Here is an 18,845-nt window from a genome sequence, read left to right as displayed (position 1 = left end):
TTATTTCGCCCTCTCTACAAAGATTTCGTTTAACGTCGGCTCTAACATTTTAAATTGTCGTAAGCTAATACCTTGCTCTTGCAACTGTTGCAAAATCTTTAGAGCTTCTGCATCGCCTTGTACTTTTACATAAAGAAGGCCTTGTTGTTTTTCATACGGAACGTGTATAGCTTCTAATCCCTTTTCATTCTCTACTGTATCTTCAATAGTTAAATTACGGAAACCGTATTCTTTCTTAATATCACTTAACTGTCCTTCTACGACCGCTTCGCCTTTTTTCAAAATACATACATGTTGGCAAAAAGCCTCTACTTGCTCCATACGGTGACTAGATAAAATAATTGTCTTTCCGCTCTGTACTTGTTCTCCAATAATACTAGCCAACATTCCAGCATTAACTGGATCAAGTCCGCTAAATGGTTCATCCAAAATAAGAAGTTCTGGATCATGAAGAAGAGCAGCAATCAATTGAATTTTTTGCTGGTTCCCTTTCGAAAGTTCTCCTGCTGTTTTGAATTTATATTCTGGGATTGCTAAGCGCTCTAACCAGTAATCAATTGCAAGATCCACTTCTTTTTTCGTCATTCCTTCTAATCTGCCAAAATATCGCAACTGATCTATTACTCTACTTTTTGTATATAATCCTCTTTCTTCTGGTAAATATCCAATTGTTACCCCGCTATCACCAAATGATTTTCCATCCCACGTAATAGAACCTTCATTTGGCGTTAATAAGCCTAGTAACATTTTAATTGTCGTTGTTTTCCCTGCACCATTTCGGCCAAGTAACCCTAACACTTCACCTTTCGGTAACGAGATTTGCAAACCATTAACCGCTTTAGATTCTCCGAATATTTTTGTTAAGTTTTGAATTTGTAAACTCAATGTATAAAGCCTCCCCTTTAGTATCATTCGTACCCTCTGTTAAAGCCTATGATTGTTCAGAATGAAATATAGTACTATATTTCATTCTCTTATATGTATCACTACACCTAACCCATCATTTGTTTCATTTAGTTAAAATTGTAAATAAAAATCCCGTTTTTGTCAATTATAATTGTCATTACGACAATAAAACTTGTCAAAATAATTATTATTATTTAACCCATCTTTCTAATATAGGACAAACTACTACATATACAAAAGACAATATGCAAATGTTCATAAAAAAAAATATAAAAAGCATTATATTTTAATATATAATATTAAATGATTTACTAACATCAAGGAGGATACATATGAAGATGAAGAGGGGTATTACCACTTTATTATCTGTAGCCGTTCTTTCCACATCGCTTGTAGCATGTTCAGGAACAGCTGAGAAAACAGTGGCGAAAGAAGAAAAAGTAAAATTAACAGACCAGCAATTGATGGCTGATTTATGGTATCAAACAGCTGGTGAAACGAAAGCACTATACTACCAAGGATACAATATTGGTCAATTGAAGCTTGATGCAGCTCTTGCAAAAGGCACAAACAAAAAACCTGCTATCGTACTTGATTTAGATGAAACTGTTTTAGATAACAGTCCCCATCAAGCAATGAGCGTAAAAACAGGAAAAGGCTATCCTTATAAATGGGACGATTGGATTAATAAAGCTGAAGCTGAAGCTCTTCCAGGCGCTATTGATTTCTTAAAATATACAGAGTCTAAAGGTGTAGATATTTACTACATCTCAAATCGTAAAACGAATCAACTAGATGCAACAATTAAAAATCTCGAGCGCGTAGGTGCTCCTCAAGCAACGAAAGAACACATATTACTACAAGACCCGAAAGAAAAAGGAAAAGAAAAACGCCGTGAACTTGTTTCTCAAACACATGATATTGTCCTATTCTTCGGTGATAACTTATCTGACTTCACTGGTTTTGATGGAAAATCTGTAAAAGATCGCAATCAAACAGTCGCAGATTCAAAAGCACAATTTGGTGAGAAATTCATCATTTTCCCTAATCCGATGTATGGCGATTGGGAAGGCGCTTTATATGACTATGATTTCAAAAAATCAGATGCAGAAAAAGATAAAATTCGTCGTGACAATTTAAAATCATTTGATGCAAAATAACAAAGAGGATGGCTTTCGCCATCCTCTTTTATTGCATATTTCTTGTTAAAGGTAAAATAAATACTTCTACACGTCTATTTTTTGCTTTTCCTTCTGGTGTATCATTTGGTGCAATTGAACGGTATTCTCCGTAACCAATTGCACTAAATTTTTCTGGTTGCAAATCTTTATTTTGAAGTAATACCTGCATAAAATTAACGGCACGCTGTGTACTTAACTCCCAGTTTGATGCAAACTGAGCATTTGCGATAGGAACAGTATCTGTATGACCAGACACTGTAATTTCACGAGGTGATGCGGAAACAAGTAGGTTAGACATCTCTTTTGCAATCCCTAACGATTCCAACTTCACATCTGCTTTCCCTGAATCAAATAGTACATTTTCTAATATTGTTACCATTAAACCTTTTTCAGTTAAATCGGTTTTAAAAGAAGAAGATAATTGCTTTTCCTCAATATACTTATCAATACCTTTTTGTACTGCTTTTAATTCATTCATTTCTTGCTTTTTCACTTCAGCTTCAGCATCTTTTTTGATCTTCTCAGATTCCAAACTACTTGCCGATAATTCTTTTTCTTCCTTTGGTTTTTGATCACTTAAAAACTCTTTATTTCCTGTTCCACCTGCTAGTTCACTTCGAAAAGCTACTGCCATCTGTTTAAATTTCGCAGCATCTATACTACTCATTGCAAATAAAACAATAAACAGTGCAAACAACAAAGTTAGCATATCAGAATACGGAATTAACCAAGTTTCATCAATATGCTCTTCATGTTTTTTCTTTTTGCCTCTTCTATTTTTCTTACTCCGCATTTTTTTCCGCTCCTTTTTCTAGCTTCTTACGCTCAGTTGCAGAAAGCGCACCTAAAATGCGGTTTTTCATAATAAACGGATATGTACCTTCTTGTAACATTAATAAACAATCAATAATTAAACGTTTCTTCTCTAATTCAGCAGCAGACTTTTGCTTCAATTTGTTTGCAAATGGATGCCATAATACGTAACCTGAAAAAATACCGAAAATCGTTGCAATAAACGCACCTGAAATAGCATGCCCTAGCTTTTCAATATCAGTTAAATTTCCAAGTGCAGCTACAAGACCAATAACAGCACCTAAAACCCCTAGTGTAGGTGCATATGTACCAGCTTGCGAAAAAATAGCAGCCCCTTTTGCATGTCTCTCTTCAATCGCTTCTAATTCGGCTTCTAAAATTTGTTCTAAATCTTCCGCAGATACGCCATCAATAACAAATTTCATACCACGCAAAAGAAATTCATCTTGAATTTTATCTAATTGTTGCTCTAAAGATAAAATACCGTATTTTCTACTCTCAGATGTCCAATGAACAAATAATTCTAGCAATTGTTCATAACTTAAATCTTTTTTATTTGAACCAAAAAGAACTTTAAATAATTTTGGAACTTTTTTTAGTTGATTCATCGGAAATGCAATACACACTGCAGCAAATGTACCGACGAAAATAATTAGTGCTGCGGCAGGATTTAGTAAAGCTGTTATGTCAGCGCCCTTGACGACCATCCCTACGACTACCGCTAATACTCCTAAAATGATTCCAATAATTGTTGCAAAATCCATTCCCATTCACTCCTAGTCTATACAAGAGGTCTTTTATTCTCGATAATCGCTACATCTTCTTATATACATATATTACATAAAAAATGCACTTCATGAAAGATAAGAAATGAATTATATGAAAAAATACTACATTTTCACACATTTTCTGACATTTTCTTTGCATTTCTATTACGTTATGACTCTTATATTTCTTTTTCAATAAACTAGACTTATAATAAAAACGATACATATTTTATTAAGAAAGGACAGTGATTACAAGGTATCATGAAAAAGATAATAATTATTTCTGCCATTACTATTGTAATCGGTATCACATCTTTCGCTTACTTTGGTTCTAAATCACCACTGCAAAATGAGGCGAAAGCTGTCGAAAGTCAAAAACATAGTAACCATCCAAAAGAAGAGATTCCTGCTTTTCCAAAAGCTGATCATAATGCAAAGAAACTAGATGATAATTTTTCCATTGTAACAAATCCAGATTCTGCTCTTGTATTAGTCAATAAACATCGTAAATTACCAGATGGGTACATTCCAGAAGATTTAACGAAACCGAACGTACCATTTACTAGTCCAAAAGATAAAGAGAAAACATTACTTCGTAAAGATGCTGCAGACGCTCTTGAAAAAATGTTCCAAGCAGCGAAAGAAGAAGGTTTAGAACTTACAGCAGTTTCAGGTTACCGTTCTTACAAACGCCAACAGTCATTACATAATACATATATTAAACGCCAAGGAAAAGCTGAGGCTGATTCGGTAAGTGCAATTCCTGGAACAAGTGAGCATCAAACTGGTCTAGCAATGGATATTAGCTCAAAATCTGCCAAATTCCAATTAGAACCAATTTTCGGAAAGACAGCAGAAGGGAAATGGGTTGCAGAACATGCCCATGAGTTCGGATTTGTCATTCGTTATTTAGAGGATAAAACAGAGACAACAGAATATTCATATGAACCGTGGCACTTACGCTACGTTGGCAATCCATATGCCGCATACATATATAAGCACCACCTAACATTAGAAGAGGCAACGAAGGACAAAAAATAAGAGAGCGAATCGCTCTCTTATTTTTCTTTTATTCTATTATTGTAATAATTCCTTCCATTCCTCAGGCCACTGTTCGCCTCTTCCAGTTTTTTTCGATGCTTGGACCATCATACCGCGTCCAACTAAACAAACTTCTCCTTCTGCATTTTTGACCATATAGTGTAAATCTAAAGAGGAATTCCCAACCGCTCCCGCCTTTACATATACTTTCAACTGCTCATCAAAATAAATTTGTTTAATAAAATTGCATTGTAGATCTGCGACGACTATCATCGTTTCTGATGATTCATGTGTCCATTCTTGCATAAATCCTAGTTCTTTAAACAATGCGATACGCGCTTCTTCAAAATATGTAAAAGCAACGACATTATTTACATGTCCAAACATATCTACTTCACCAAAACGAACTTTGACAGGATTATAAAATGAAAAACCACTTTCCCATTGCTCAAAGTCTTCAATATAAGAAATTCTCTTCATCGTTCCCTCTCCTTTTCGCCCTTAAAATAAACAGAATAAACAGAAATATAAAGTTATAAATATTGCCTCTTCAACATGAAGAGGCAATATTTATTAATAGTTATTGTCGCTACCAAAGAAATCTTTGAACGATTGAATTGTTGTATCACGGTTTAATGCTGCAATTGAAGTTGTTAATGGAATACCTTTCGGACATGATTGCACACAGTTTTGAGAGTTACCACAGTTTGCAAGTCCTCCATCACCCATAATTGCACGTAAGCGATCTGCTTTATGCATTTCACCAGTTGGATGCGAGTTAAATAAACGCGCTTGTGAAAGCGGTGCTGGTCCAATAAAGTCAGACTTACTGTTTACGTTCGGACATGACTCTAAGCAAACACCACATGTCATACATTTCGAAAGTTCATATGCCCATTGACGCTTTTTCTCTGGCATTCTTGGACCTGGCCCTAGGTCGTACGTACCGTCGATTGGAATCCAAGCTTTAACACGTTTTAACGCGTTAAACATACGGCTACGGTCAACTTGTAAATCACGTACAATCGGGAATGTCTTCATCGGCTTTAAGCGAATTGGTTGCTCTAACTGGTCAATAAGGGCTGTACATGATTGACGTGGTTTTCCGTTAATCACCATCGAACATGCTCCACATACTTCCTCTAAGCAGTTCATATCCCATGCAATCGGAGTTGTTTGGTTCCCTTTTGAGTCGACAGGATTACGGCGAATTTCCATAAGCGCCGAAATAATATTCATATTAGGACGATATGGAATTTCAAACTCTTGGTCAAACTCTTGTGCATCTGGTCCATCTTGTCTCGTAATGATGAGGCGGATTGTTTTCTCAGACATGTTGCTTATCCCCCTTCTCTTCACCCTTAGCAGCTACATCGTGTTTTGAGGAATAATCACGTTTACGTGGTTTAATTAATGAAACATCCACTTCTTCGTAATGGAATGCTGGTGCCTTTCCTTCTCCCTCAAATTTCGCCATCGTAGTTTTTAAGAAGTTTGCATCATCACGATTTGGGAATTCCGGTTTGTAATGCGCCCCGCGGCTTTCATTACGGTTATATGCTCCAATTGTAATAACACGCGCTAACTCAAACATATTTGCAAGTTGGCGTGTAAATGAAGCACCTTGGTTACTCCATCTTGCTGTATCGTTAATGTTAATGCGTTTGTAACGCGCCATTAACTCTTCAATTTTCGCATCAGTTTCTAGTAACTTTTTATTTTCACGAACTACTGTAACGTTATCTGTCATCCATTCTCCAAGCTCTTTATGAAGAACATATGCATTTTCGTTACCATCAAGCATTAAAATATTGTTAAATTTCTCTGTTTCAATTAATTCATTTTGCTCATATACAGTAGATGAAACAGCATCAGATGATTTAGAAAGACCTTTCATATACTCAATTGCGTTCGGTCCTGCTACCATACCACCGTAAATTGCTGATAATAATGAGTTCGCACCAAGGCGGTTACCACCGTGCATAGAATAATCACACTCACCTGCTGCAAATAAACCTGGAATACTTGTCATTTGCTTATAATCAACCCATAATCCGCCCATTGAATAGTGAACTGCTGGGAAGATTTTCATTGGTAGTTTACGAGGATCATCACCTGTAAATTTCTCATAGATTTCAATAATTCCACCAAGTTTAATATCTAGTTCTTTCGGATCTTTATGAGAAAGATCTAAGTACACCATGTTTTCACCGTTAATACCTAGTTTTTGCTCTACGCAAACATCAAAGATTTCACGCGTTGCAATATCACGAGGTACAAGGTTTCCGTAAGCTGGATATTTTTCTTCTAAGAAGTACCATGGCTTACCATCTTTATACGTCCAAACACGTCCACCTTCACCACGTGCAGATTCACTCATAAGACGTAACTTATCGTCTCCAGGAATTGCCGTTGGATGAATTTGAATGAACTCACCGTTCGCATAATATGCACCTTGTTGATATACAGCAGACGCTGCTGTACCTGTATTAATAATAGAGTTTGTTGATTTTCCAAAGATGATACCAGGGCCCCCTGTTGCCATAATCACGGCATCAGCTTGGAAACTTTTTATCTCCATAGTTTGTAAGTCTTGCGCGACGATTCCTCGGCACACACCTTCATCATCTACAACAGCTCGTAAGAAATCCCAACCTTCATATTTCGTTACAAGTCCTGCTACTTCATGACGACGTACTTGCTCATCTAATGCATATAGTAATTGTTGACCAGTTGTTGCGCCAGCAAATGCTGTACGGTGATGTTGTGTTCCACCGAAACGACGGAAATCCAGAAGTCCTTCTTCCGTACGGTTGAACATAACACCCATGCGATCCATTAAATGAATAATACCAGGTGCTGCATCACACATCGCTTTAACTGGTGGTTGGTTCGCTAAGAAGTCCCCACCATAAATTGTATCGTCAAAGTGGATCCATGGAGAATCCCCTTCACCTTTTGTATTTACGGCACCGTTAATTCCACCTTGGGCACATACAGAATGTGAACGTTTTACTGGTACTAAAGAAAATAGTTCAACATTTACTCCTGCTTCTGCCGCTTTAATCGTTGCCATTAAGCCGGCCAAGCCACCGCCGACTACTATAAGTTTCCCTTTCATGCTCTCCCACTCCTTACTGGTTTGCTAGCTGTGGATCGATGAACGCTAATAATGCACTCACACCTACATAAGATAGACCTAAGAAAATAGCTAATGTTACATAAGTAGAGATTCTTTGTGAACGTGGAGATACTGTAATTCCCCAGCTTATACAGAATGTCCATAGTCCATTTGCAAAGTGGAAAATTGTTGAAACAACACCAACTAAATAGAAACCAAACATAAATGGGTTGTTTAAAATATCTGCCATCATATCATAGTTTACCTCTTTACCTAACAATGCTTGAATACGAGTTTCCCAGACGTGCCAAGAAATGAAGATCAGCGTAACGATACCTGAAATTCGTTGGAAGACGAACATCCAGTTACGGAAATAGCCGTAAGATACCGCATTGTTCTTAGCTGTAAATGCAATATATAAGCCATATATAGCATGGTACAGTATAGGTAAAAAGATGATGAAAATTTCTAGCGCATACCGGAATGGAAGGAGCTCCATAAAGCCTGCAGCTTTGTTAAAAGCCTCTGCTCCTCTTGTTGCAAAGTTGTTTACAATTAAATGTTGCGTCAAAAAGACACCAACCGGAATGACCCCCATTAATGAGTGCCACTTACGAAACGTATACTCGCGGCCTTTCATGTCCCCATTACCCCCTTGAATGTTTGACTGCTGTTTTCAGATTAATTTACAACAATAATGTTTTTTCACTATTGGCATAAGAAAAACTGAAAAAATTATTCAAAATATTTCAGCATAATTTAATACCAAGTTCATTTTACCCCTATTTTTGTCGAAGCGTCAAGAAAACGTATACATAATTTGCATATAATTTGCCAATTCTTTTTTTCTTATATATTCAGATTTCCCCAAAGAAAAATCTATTTTTATAAATGAAAAATGTTATATAATAATCCCTATAGAAAGAGGGGAATATTGTGAGCAAAAATACAATCGATATAACATCTTTAGAAGATGTTTCATTGAACGCCTTCGCTTATGAATTGCTACGTGAAGAATTACTACCTGATTTAATTGGTAACGATTTAGATGGTATTTTATACTGGGCCGGTAGAAACCTTGCGAGAAAATATCCGCTAGAAACAATTGAAGAAGTCATTCAGTTTTTTGAAAAAGCTGGTTGGGGCACTTTAAGCATCATTGAACATAAACGTCGTGAAATGCAGTTTCAACTTAAAGGTACACTTATTACTGAGCGTCAAAAACAAAAAAGACATTCATCTTATCAATTAGAAGCTGGATTTATCGCCGAGCAAATTCAAAGACAAAGAAACGTCGTTGCAGAGTCCTATGAGGAACAGAAAAAGCGTTCAGACTCTATTACATTTCTTGTTAAATGGGATATAAAAGATCTCATTGAAGTGTAGCATCTACTTACAGTCAACTAGACATATAAGTTTAGTTGACTTTTTTGTATATTCATTCAGATGAGTTTATTTTAAATCTTCAGAAATTATACCAAAAAACAGAAGACGTTGTAAACTACAACGTCTTCTTATCTGTTAAATAAGTATATATCATCTCTGCAACATTTTTCGGCATACCTGCTTCGACAAATTCAGCTATGGAAGCTTCTTTCATCTTTTTTAACGAGCCAAAATGTTTTAACAATACCTTTTTTCGTTTATCGCCGATTCCTGGAATATCATCCAATGCTGATTGAATGACCGATTTCCCGTGCAACTGGCGATGGAATGTAATTGCAAATCTATGCACTTCATCTTGAATGCGTTGCAATAAATAAAATTCTTGGCTATTCCTCTCAAGCCTCACAGGTTCAGGCGGATCTCCAATGATTAAATGTGATGTTTTATGTTTGTCATCTTTTACAAGCCCTGCCATTGGAATATATAATCCGAGTTCATTCTCCAGAACATCACTTGTAGCGGCCAGATGGCCTTTTCCACCATCAATAATGATTAAATCTGGTAAAGGTAAATTCTCTTTAAGCGCCCTCGTATAACGGCGTCTTACAACTTCCCTCATAGATTCGTAATCATCTGGCCCTTGGACCGTTTTAATTTTATATTTCCGATATTCTTTCTTCGCTGGTTTCCCATCGATAAAAGCAATCATTGCTGAAACAGGATTTATTCCTTGAATATTTGAATTATCAAACGCTTCAATACGATATGGTGTTTCAATCCCTAGTTGCTTCCCTAGATTATCAACAGCTTTAATCGTCCGTTCTTCATCACGTTCAATTAAGTGAAATTTCTCTTCTAGTGCAATTTTTGCATTTTTATTTGCTAATTCCACAAGATCTTTTTTCTTCCCACGCTTCGGCTGTGTCGCTTCAACTTCTAAAAAGCGCTCTACTAATTCTGAATCTATACTTCCTGGAACAACAATTTCCTTCGGCTTGAAATGACTACTGTTTTCATAAAATTGACCGATAAAAGTTAAAAATCCCTCTTCTGGTTCATCATAAATCGGGAACATAGAAACATCACGTTCAATTAGCTTTCCTTTTCGAACGAAGAAAACTTGAACACACATCCACCCTTTATCAACTGCATATCCAAACACATCACGATCCACTAAATCACTCATAATCATCTTTTGCTTTTCCATAATTGCATCAATATGAGCAATTTGATCTCGCAACTCTTTCGCCCGTTCAAATTCTAGCTTTTCTGAAGCCTCATACATCTTCGTTTCTAATTCTGAACGAATTTCTTTATGCCCACCGTTTAAGAATTTAATAATTTCATCAACAATTTCTTTGTTTTGCTCATCCGTTACTTCTTTCACACAAGGTGCTAAACATTGACCCATATGATAATACAAGCAAACTTTATCTGGCATATTTGAACATTTACGAAGTGGATACATACGATCTAATAATTTCTTTGTTTCATGTGCCGATTGCGCATTTGGATAAGGCCCAAAGTACTTTCCTTTATCCTTTTTTACATTTCGCGTAATGAGTAAGCGCGGCTGTTTTTCAGCTGTAATTTTAATGAAAGGATATGTTTTATCATCTTTTAATTGAATATTATATTTTGGATCATATTTTTTTATTAAATTTAACTCTAAAATAAGAGCCTCCAAATTTGAGGAAGTCACAATATATTCAAAATCAACAATTTCTCCAACAAGCCGAAGTGTTTTCCCATCATGCGAACCAGTAAAGTACGAGCGCACACGATTTTTGAGTACCTTTGCTTTTCCGACATATATAACCGTTCCCTGCTTATCCTTCATTAAATAACAACCAGGTTGATCGGGCAAAATTGCTAACTTCTCTTTTAAATGCTCGTGCACTCGTCTCCCTCCATTTCTACATGCTTATCATTTTTATTTTCACATAAAAACATACTATGCCAAAACACCCAACATACGTTCTTTTATTGTAACGGAAAGGTTGTAAAAAAGAAAATAAAAAAAGCTACCAAATGGTAGCTTCTTTATTTTAGAAGTGTTTAGAAACTAATTCTACTAACGCTTCTTTCGGTTTATATCCTAACGCTTGATCAACCACTTTACCGTCTTTTAATACGAAAAGAGCTGGAATGCTCATTACTTCGAATTGACGAGCAGTTTCTTGGTTTTCATCAACGTCCACTTTTACTACTTTTACTTTCTCGCCTAACTCTGAATCGATTTCCTCTAATACAGGAGCGATCATTTTACAAGGTCCGCACCAAGGCGCCCAGAAATCTAATAGTACAACACCTTCGCTAGTTTCAGCTGCGAAGCTTTGGTCATTTGCATTTATAATTGCCATTTTATTTCCTCCTTCAAGTATATTCTACCAAGAGTATATCATTAACTTTTATACGTGGCGAATATTATGTATCGTTATGTATTGTAACAAAAAAATGTTCCTTTATACTATATAAAAATATGGATGAAATACTAAAAAGATGAGAGACAGGGGATCTCTCACCTTTTTCTATATATAGGGGTACTTCACTTGGAACTCAAGGGTACTCAAATCATGAATGTACTTTTAACTTTTTAAACTCTTCTGTTAAAAGAGGTAATACTTCAAACAGATCACCGACAATACCATAGTCAGCTACTTTGAAGATACTAGCTTCTGGATCTTTATTAATCGCAACAATTATTTTTGAATTAGACATACCAGCTAAATGCTGAATCGCACCAGAAATCCCGCATGCAATGTATAGGTCTGGTGTAACAACTTTACCTGTTTGACCAATTTGTAATGAATAATCACAGTACTCTGCATCACAAGCACCACGAGATGCTCCAACAGCGCCGCCTAGTACGTCAGCTAATTCTTTTAACGGTTTAAATCCTTCTTCACTCTTCACACCACGTCCGCCAGCTATAATGACTTTCGCTTCAGAAAGATCAACACCTTCTGCCGTTTTACGGACAACGTCTTGAATGATTGTACGTAAGTCTTTCACATCAACTGTAATAGAAGACGCTTCACCTGTGCGAGACTCGTCTTTTTCAAGAGTTGCGATATTATTTGGACGCACTGTCGCAAATAATATACCATCTGTTACAATCTTCTTCTCAAATGCTTTACCAGAGTAGATTGGACGAGTAAAGATAACATTGCCACCTTCAATTTCTAAAGCAGTTACGTCAGAAATTAAACCAGCTTCTAATTTCGCTGCTAATTTTGGTGATAAATCTTTACCAAGTGCCGTATGTCCAAATACAATGCCTTCTGGCTTTTCTTCAGCATATACAGCTAAGAATGCTTGTGCATAACCATCAGATGTATATGATTTTAATTTATCATTTTCAACTGTCACAACGCGATCTGCACCGTAATGAATCAATTCATTTGCAAAAGAGGCAACGCTGTCTCCAACTAGAAGACCTACCACTTCACCGCCTTCTGCAATTGTTTTTGCTGCTGCTACCGCTTCAAACGAAACGTTACGTAGCGATCCATCACGAACTTCACCCATTACTAATACTTTACGAGCCATAGATTTTCCCTCCTGCATATATAATTTCGTATTTTATTAGATTACTTTCGCTTCTGTGTGGAGCAATGATACAAGTTCTTTTACTTGATCTTGCAGCTCGCCTTGTAACACTTTTCCTGCATCTTTCTTAGGAGGCAAATAGATTTCAATTGTTTTTGTTTTTGCCTCCACATCATCTTCTTCTAAATCTAAATCATCTAATTCTACCGCTTCTAGTGGCTTCTTCTTCGCTTTCATAATACCTGGAAGTGATGGATAACGCGGTTCATTTAAACCTTGTTGCGCAGTTACTAGAAGAGGTAATGATGTTTCAATTACTTCTGTATCCCCTTCAACATCACGCTCAATCTTCACATTTGTACCATCAATTTCAAGCTTCGTAATTGTCGTTACATACGGGATATTTAACGCTTCAGCTACTCGTGGACCAACTTGTCCAGATGCACCGTCAATCGCAACGTTCCCGCCTAAAATTAAATCTATTTCTTTATCTTTTAAATATTCAGCAAGCACTTTTGCTGTTGTAAATTGGTCACCATTCTCAACATCATCTTCAATGTTAATTAGTACCGCTTTATCGCAGCCCATCGCTAATGCTGTGCGAAGTTCTTTTTCACTATCCTCGCCACCAACTGTTATAACAGTAACTTCTCCACCTTGTGCATCTCTTACTTGAATCGCTTCTTCAATCGCATATTCATCGTAAGGGTTGATGATGAATTCCGCTTCGCCATCGTAAATTGCACCGTTTTTAATTACGATTTTTTCTTCTGTATCAAATGTTCTTTTCATGAGTACGTAGATGTTCATTCCATTTACCCCCTTATTTTTCAGAAAGATTCTATCAATTTTAAAATTCTGTTAATTTATATTAAAAAAATAATCGAACTACCTACCACTAAACGAAGGCTTACGTTTTTCTAAAAACGCTGCTACACCTTCTCTTCCATCTTCACTCGTAAATACTTCACCGAAGATTTGAGCTTCACGCTGTACACCTTCGTAATAATGAGACGATTTTGTCGTTTGCAATAACTCTAGCACAGCACGAGTTGTTGCTAGACTTTTCCCAGCAATTTGTTTTGCAACTTTAAGTGTATCGTCTAACAGTGTTTCTTCAGAAAACACTCCGTTAACAAGTCCCCATTTTAATGCTTCTGCACCAGTAATTGGTGTACTCGTTAGCATCATTTCACAAGCTTTCGCTTTCCCAACATAACGTGGTAAGCGCTGTGTACCTGCAAAACCAGGAATTAATCCAAGTGTTAATTCAGGCAAACCAAGTTTTGCACTTTCAGTTACAAAGCGCATGTGGCAAGACATAGCAAACTCAAGGCCGCCGCCAAGTGCCGCTCCATGAATTGCCGCAATAACTGGTTTTGAACATTTTTCAACGCGCTCAAACGTAACTTGTCCAAGTTGCGCTAATTCCGTCGCTTGTTTCGCTTCAGTAACAGATGTAAATTCTTTAATATCTGCTCCTGCTGAGAAGAAGCGCCCTTCACCATGGAGAACAACAACACGAATGTTATCATCCTTTTCCACTTGGTCAATTAACTCAGTAACGTCATGCATAACTTGTGAAGACATCGCATTCGCTGGCCCGTGGTTTAACGTCGCCACCGCAATATGGTCTTCAACTCTTACAGATAGGAATTTCAACATGATCCCTCCCATTATTGACGATAACCACAAGCTGCAATAAGTAGCCCATGTACCGTTTTTGAAAGTGCGACCAGATCATACTTATGATCGCTCATTACCCAATTGGTCACAACTTCATCTACTGTTCCAAAGATCATTTGTCTTGCCACGCGAACGTTTAAATCCGCCTGAAATTCACCTTGCTTTATACCTGTCTCTAAAATCTCATCCATAACTTGTAAGTAGCCTTTTAATACTTCATTTATTTTAAGGCGCAAGTCTTGATTGGACTGCCTTAGCTCTAATTGCGTAACGATAGCAAGAGGATCATTTTGTGACAACAGCAAGAAGTGCGTTTCTACCAACATGAATAACTTCGCTACAGCGCTTTCAATTCCTGCTATTTTTTGACGAATTGTTTCAACAAATTCTCCCATCTTCTCTTGGAATAAGGATATTAATATATCTTCTTTATTTTTAAAATATAAATAAATCGTGCCATCAGCTACCCCAGCTTGCTTTGCAATTTTAGAAACTTGCGCTTGATGGTATCCATTCTCCGCAATCACAATGACTGCAGCATCAATAATCTGATTGTATTTCGGTCTATTTTTCTTCACTTTACTGTCCCCTTCAAGAAGATGACTGAATGAATAGTCATTCATATTCTTATAATACTGACTATTTAGAAAAGTGTCAATCCTATTTTTTCAAAAAGAAAGGGCCTTAGCCCGTTTGCTCATCCTCATCCTCATTCTTTCTCTTCTCTTCATCTATTAGGACACGACGTAAAATTTTTCCGACTGTCGTCTTCGGCAACTCACTTCTAAACTCATATACCTTCGGAACTTTGTAAGCTGCTAAATATTTACGTGCAAACTGATCTAATTCTTCTTCAGAACACTCAGCGCCTTCTTTCAAAACAACAAACGCTTTTACAGTTTCCCCTCGATACGGATCAGGAACACCGATTGTTACCACTTCTTGCACCTTTTCGTGTTCATATAACACTTCTTCTACTTCACGAGGATATACGTTAAAGCCACTAGCAACGATCATATCTTTCTTACGATCTTTCACATAGAAAAAGCCATCCTCATCCATGTATCCTACATCACCTGTATGGAGCCAGCCATCTTGCAGTACAGCTGCCGTTTCTTCTGGCTTATTCCAATACCCTTTCATAATTTGTGGGCCCTTTACAACAATTTCACCAATTTCACCTGGAGGTAATGACTCTCCTGTTTCAAGTGACATGATGATTGCCTCTGTATCCGGCCACGGTACCCCAATACTTCCCGGCACACGCTTTTCCCACAAAAAATTCCCATGTGTAACTGGTGATGACTCCGTTAATCCATAACCCTCTACTAATTTACCACCTGTAACTCTCTCAAACTCCTCCTGCACTTCTACAGGAAGCGGTGCAGAACCACTAATACAAGCCTGAATTGAAGAAATATCATATTCTTTTAAAAGAGGACTATTTAATAGAGCAATATAAATGGTTGGTGCTCCTGGAAATAGTGTAACTTTATGTTTCTTAATTGCTTCAAAAACCATTTTCATATCAAACTTCGGAATAAGCACCATTTTATATCCTTGCATAATACTTAAATTCATTACAGCTGTCATCCCGTACACATGAAAAAACGGAAGAACACCAAGAATTACCTCTTCTCCTTCTTTACAATTATATAACCAATGCGCTCCCATTAAAGTGTTCGAAACGAGGTTTTTATGCGTTAACATAACCCCTTTTGGAAACCCTGTCGTTCCCCCTGTATACTGCAAAAGGGCTAGATCATTTTCAGGATCACATGGAACTTCAACATCAGCATTACTTTCTCTTTCTATCGATTTCCAAAGATGAATCGTTTCGCTTTCCGACACATTCACAACAAGATTTGCCTGCTTTTTTTGTACAAATGGATAAAGTAAATTTTTAGGGAATGGTAAAAAATCTGCAATACGGGTTACGATAATATGCTCAAGCTTTGTTGCAGTTTGAACATTAGTAACTCTCGGAAACACTAAATCCAGGCAAAGAATAACTTTTGCCCCTGAGTCATGAAGTTGGTACTCAAGCTCTCTTTCTGTATAAAGAGGATTCGTTTGTACTACGATACCTCCTGCAAGTAATGTACCATAATAACCAATTACAGATTGTGGACAGTTCGGCAACATAATAGCAACTCGATCACCTTTTTCAATACCAAGCCTTTGAAGGTAATTCGCAAATTTCTTTACCTTGTCATGGAAATCTGAAAATTTAACATCTTTACCTAAAAAATGAAGCGCTTTCTTTTCTGGATAACGAGCAGCCATTTTCTCTAAATATCCATGAAGTGGCTGAATATCATATGAAATCGTACCTGGGATTTCCTCTGGATAACTCTGCAACCAAGGTTTTTCCACTCTCATTCCCCCTTCCAATACTTGTGAAAATAAATGAATGTTCATTCATGATAGTTGTTTTCATTATATTATAGTCGTAACATCGTTACAATCATAATATTCTGACTTCTATATAACTATGCTTTACTTCCTTAACTTCTTATTATATGTAGAAACTCTCCTAATTTTAAAAGAATAAGAGAGTTCACGTTACTTAGCTTAATCTTATAATCGTTAAAACTGCACCAGGTGTAGTCGTTGATAACGTGGCAACAGCTAACAATCCAAACAACTGCAAACTAATTGCACTCCCCGCTGCCAAAGTCGTAATAATTGTTGCACTAAATGAAGTCGTTGCTAATGCAGGAGCGTTGATAGTTCCAGCAAGCGCTGCTCCATTAATTGTAATCCGCGAACTGACTAATAATGAGGCCGTTATATTAATTGTATATGAAATATAATAATTCCCGGCATTTGCAACCGTAAATACTGTATTCCCCCCAGACACAGTAATTCCCGGACCGATATTTTGATTATTTGGAAGTGTGACATTTGTCCCACCAAGTAATACTGATATTGCCGTACCCGATGTATTATTCGCAAATGCATACGTAGCAGTTATACTTGTACCTGTATCTCCTGTTGCTCCTGTTGGACCTGTTACTCCTGTTACTCCTGTTGATCCTGTCGCTCCCGTTGGACCTGTTACTCCTGTTACTCCTGTTACTCCCGTTGCTCCTGTTACTCCTGTTACTCCTGTTGATCCTGTTGCTCCCGTTACTCCTGTTGATCCCGTTGCTCCTGTTGATCCTGTTACTCCTGTTGATCCCGTTACTCCTGTTGCTCCTGTTGCTCCCGTTGCTCCTGTTGGACCTGTTACTCCTGTTACTCCTGTTGCTCCTGTTGCTCCTGTTGCTCCTGTTGGGCCTGTTGCTCCTGTTGCTCCTGTTGATCCTGTTGCTCCTGTTGGACCTGTTACTCCTGTTGCTCCTGTTGGGCCTGTTGGGCCTGTTGGGCCTGTTGGGCCTGTTGGGCCTGTTGGGCCTGTTGGGCCTGTTGCTCCTGTTGGACCTGTTGCTCCCGTTGCTCCTGTTGCTCCCGTTACTCCTGTTGGGCCTGTTGCTCCCGTTACTCCTGTTGGGCCTGTTGGGCCTGTTGCTCCCGTTACTCCTGTTGCTCCCGTTGCTCCTGTTGCTCCTGTTGGACCTGTTACTCCTGTTACTCCTGTTACTCCTGTTGCTCCCGTTATTCCTGTCGATCCCGTTGGACCTGTTGCTCCCGTTATTCCTGTCGATCCTGTTGCTCCTGTTACTCCCGTTGGACCTGTTGCTCCTGTTATTCCTGTCGATCCTGTTGGACCCGTTGCTCCTGTTATTCCTGTTGCTCCCGTTGGACCCGTTGCTCCTGTTATTCCTGTCGCTCCCGTTGGACCTGTTGCTCCTGTTATTCCTGTTGCTCCCGTTATTCCTGTCGATCCCGTTATTCCTGTCGATCCTGTTGGACCTGTTGCTCCCGTTATTCCTGTCGACCCCGTTGGACCCGTTATTCCTGTCGATCCTGTTGGACCCGTTGCTCCTGTTATTCCTGTCGACCCTGTCGGACCCGTTGCTCCTGTTGGCCCTGTTGGACCCAACTTAGGAACTGTCCCATCGCAACTAAAACAGCATGAATCAACATGTACACCGTTTTGATTATTACACCCACAATTATTGCTCCATAAAGACATGCTGATCCCTTCCTTCGTGTTCAATCTTTTAAGTACAGCCAACAATTAAGAAACATCTTTCTAATAAAAACTTGGTTTTATTTTCACTATCAACTACCCGTTCTAAAACAAACCTTTTATAGACAAAGGTTCGTTCCTAACATTCTAATAATTATTACATGCAATTCTCTCTCCTTTCGCTTGTACTTTCGCCTTCCTCATTAAACGAATTTCCTCTTCTTCTCATGGAAATCAGGATTTAGCCCAACAGCTCTTGCCTTAATTGGAATCGGAATTTCAGCGCTCGGTTCAGCGATTATTCAAATCTTTAT

Annotated in this window: 18 protein-coding genes; 3 read left to right on the top strand and 15 right to left on the bottom strand. The window is 37.8% G+C overall.

Annotated elements, in window-relative coordinates; translation table 11 throughout:
* Window positions 1-885 (bottom strand): ABC transporter ATP-binding protein, encoded by an 885-nt coding sequence (locus tag JFT89_RS25720; RefSeq protein ID WP_002067421.1) that lies wholly within the window; start codon window positions 883-885, stop codon window positions 1-3.
* A 353-nt stretch (window positions 886-1,238) separates the two neighbouring features.
* Between JFT89_RS25720 and JFT89_RS25715 the strand changes: the two genes are divergently transcribed.
* Window positions 1,239-2,066: a 5'-nucleotidase, lipoprotein e(P4) family gene (locus JFT89_RS25715; RefSeq protein WP_016096055.1), complete on the top strand. Its 828-nt coding sequence runs from the start codon at window positions 1,239-1,241 to the stop codon at window positions 2,064-2,066.
* Window positions 2,067-2,094: 28 nt separating this feature from the next.
* Here JFT89_RS25715 and motB read toward each other — a convergent pair whose 3' ends face one another.
* Both motB and motA read right to left on the bottom strand, forming a co-directional pair.
* Window positions 2,095-2,880 (bottom strand): flagellar motor protein MotB, encoded by a 786-nt coding sequence (motB, locus tag JFT89_RS25710; protein ID WP_002165023.1) that lies wholly within the window; start codon window positions 2,878-2,880, stop codon window positions 2,095-2,097.
* Entirely contained in the window at window positions 2,870-3,664 is a 795-nt protein-coding gene (motA, locus tag JFT89_RS25705) for a flagellar motor stator protein MotA (protein WP_016096054.1), read from the bottom strand. The genes motB and motA overlap by 11 nt, the downstream gene beginning before the upstream one ends.
* Window positions 3,665-3,928: 264 nt before the next feature.
* Here motA and JFT89_RS25700 point away from each other — a divergent pair, with 264 nt between their 5' ends.
* Window positions 3,929-4,708, top strand: coding sequence for a M15 family metallopeptidase (locus JFT89_RS25700; RefSeq protein WP_016096053.1), 780 nt, complete (start codon window positions 3,929-3,931; stop codon window positions 4,706-4,708).
* Between the two features lie 36 nt (window positions 4,709-4,744).
* Here JFT89_RS25700 and JFT89_RS25695 read toward each other — a convergent pair whose 3' ends face one another.
* From JFT89_RS25695 to sdhC, 4 genes are all read right to left on the bottom strand, one after another.
* Window positions 4,745-5,188 (bottom strand): acyl-CoA thioesterase, encoded by a 444-nt coding sequence (locus tag JFT89_RS25695; protein WP_016096052.1) that lies wholly within the window; start codon window positions 5,186-5,188, stop codon window positions 4,745-4,747.
* Between the two features lie 93 nt (window positions 5,189-5,281).
* Entirely contained in the window at window positions 5,282-6,043 is a 762-nt protein-coding gene (gene sdhB / locus JFT89_RS25690; RefSeq protein WP_002088861.1) for a succinate dehydrogenase iron-sulfur subunit, read from the bottom strand.
* Entirely contained in the window at window positions 6,036-7,829 is a 1,794-nt protein-coding gene (gene sdhA, locus JFT89_RS25685; RefSeq protein ID WP_002034228.1) for a succinate dehydrogenase flavoprotein subunit, read from the bottom strand. Before sdhA ends, sdhB begins: the two co-directional genes overlap by 8 nt.
* Window positions 7,830-7,842: 13 nt before the next feature.
* On the bottom strand, window positions 7,843-8,469 hold the full coding sequence (sdhC, locus tag JFT89_RS25680) for a succinate dehydrogenase cytochrome B558 (protein WP_002015407.1): 627 nt from the start codon (window positions 8,467-8,469) through the stop codon (window positions 7,843-7,845).
* A gap of 296 nt (window positions 8,470-8,765) precedes the next feature.
* Between sdhC and JFT89_RS25675 the strand changes: the two genes are divergently transcribed.
* Window positions 8,766-9,215, top strand: a complete 450-nt coding sequence (locus JFT89_RS25675; protein WP_002015405.1) for a YslB family protein — start codon at window positions 8,766-8,768, stop codon at window positions 9,213-9,215.
* A gap of 115 nt (window positions 9,216-9,330) precedes the next feature.
* On the opposite strand, the gene uvrC is transcribed toward JFT89_RS25675, so the two are convergent.
* From uvrC to JFT89_RS25635, 8 genes are all read right to left on the bottom strand, one after another.
* The gene (gene uvrC / locus JFT89_RS25670) at window positions 9,331-11,115 is read right to left on the bottom strand and encodes an excinuclease ABC subunit C (RefSeq protein ID WP_002067412.1); all 1,785 of its coding nucleotides are present in this window, start codon (window positions 11,113-11,115) and stop codon (window positions 9,331-9,333) included.
* 148 nt (window positions 11,116-11,263) lie between these two features.
* Complete coding sequence (gene trxA, locus JFT89_RS25665) at window positions 11,264-11,578, bottom strand: thioredoxin (RefSeq protein ID WP_000974757.1); 315 nt, start codon at window positions 11,576-11,578, stop codon at window positions 11,264-11,266.
* 211 nt (window positions 11,579-11,789) lie between these two features.
* On the bottom strand, window positions 11,790-12,767 hold the full coding sequence (gene etfA, locus JFT89_RS25660; RefSeq protein WP_016096051.1) for an electron transfer flavoprotein subunit alpha: 978 nt from the start codon (window positions 12,765-12,767) through the stop codon (window positions 11,790-11,792).
* Between the two features lie 36 nt (window positions 12,768-12,803).
* Window positions 12,804-13,577 (bottom strand): electron transfer flavoprotein subunit beta, encoded by a 774-nt coding sequence (gene etfB, locus JFT89_RS25655; protein ID WP_002138523.1) that lies wholly within the window; start codon window positions 13,575-13,577, stop codon window positions 12,804-12,806.
* Between the two features lie 78 nt (window positions 13,578-13,655).
* Window positions 13,656-14,432 carry an enoyl-CoA hydratase gene (locus JFT89_RS25650; RefSeq protein WP_002138524.1) on the bottom strand — a complete coding sequence of 259 codons (777 nt, stop codon included), beginning with the start codon at window positions 14,430-14,432 and terminating at the stop codon, window positions 13,656-13,658.
* A gap of 11 nt (window positions 14,433-14,443) precedes the next feature.
* Entirely contained in the window at window positions 14,444-15,031 is a 588-nt protein-coding gene (locus tag JFT89_RS25645; RefSeq protein WP_012261773.1) for a fatty acid metabolism transcriptional regulator FadR, read from the bottom strand.
* Between the two features lie 106 nt (window positions 15,032-15,137).
* Window positions 15,138-16,829 (bottom strand): long-chain-fatty-acid--CoA ligase, encoded by a 1,692-nt coding sequence (locus tag JFT89_RS25640; RefSeq protein ID WP_201040898.1) that lies wholly within the window; start codon window positions 16,827-16,829, stop codon window positions 15,138-15,140.
* 193 nt (window positions 16,830-17,022) lie between these two features.
* A complete protein-coding gene (locus tag JFT89_RS25635) occupies window positions 17,023-18,534 on the bottom strand; it encodes a BclA C-terminal domain-containing protein (RefSeq protein ID WP_201040896.1) in 1,512 nt (503 codons plus the stop codon).
* Between the last annotated feature and the right edge of the window lie 311 nt (window positions 18,535-18,845).

The sequence above is a fragment of the Bacillus sp. TH25 genome, from assembly GCF_016650935.1.
In the GTDB taxonomy this organism is placed as follows: domain Bacteria; phylum Bacillota; class Bacilli; order Bacillales; family Bacillaceae_G; genus Bacillus_A; species Bacillus_A mycoides.
The sequence above is the reverse complement of the archived record's forward strand: the minus strand, read 5'-3'. Positions and strand labels throughout refer to the sequence as shown.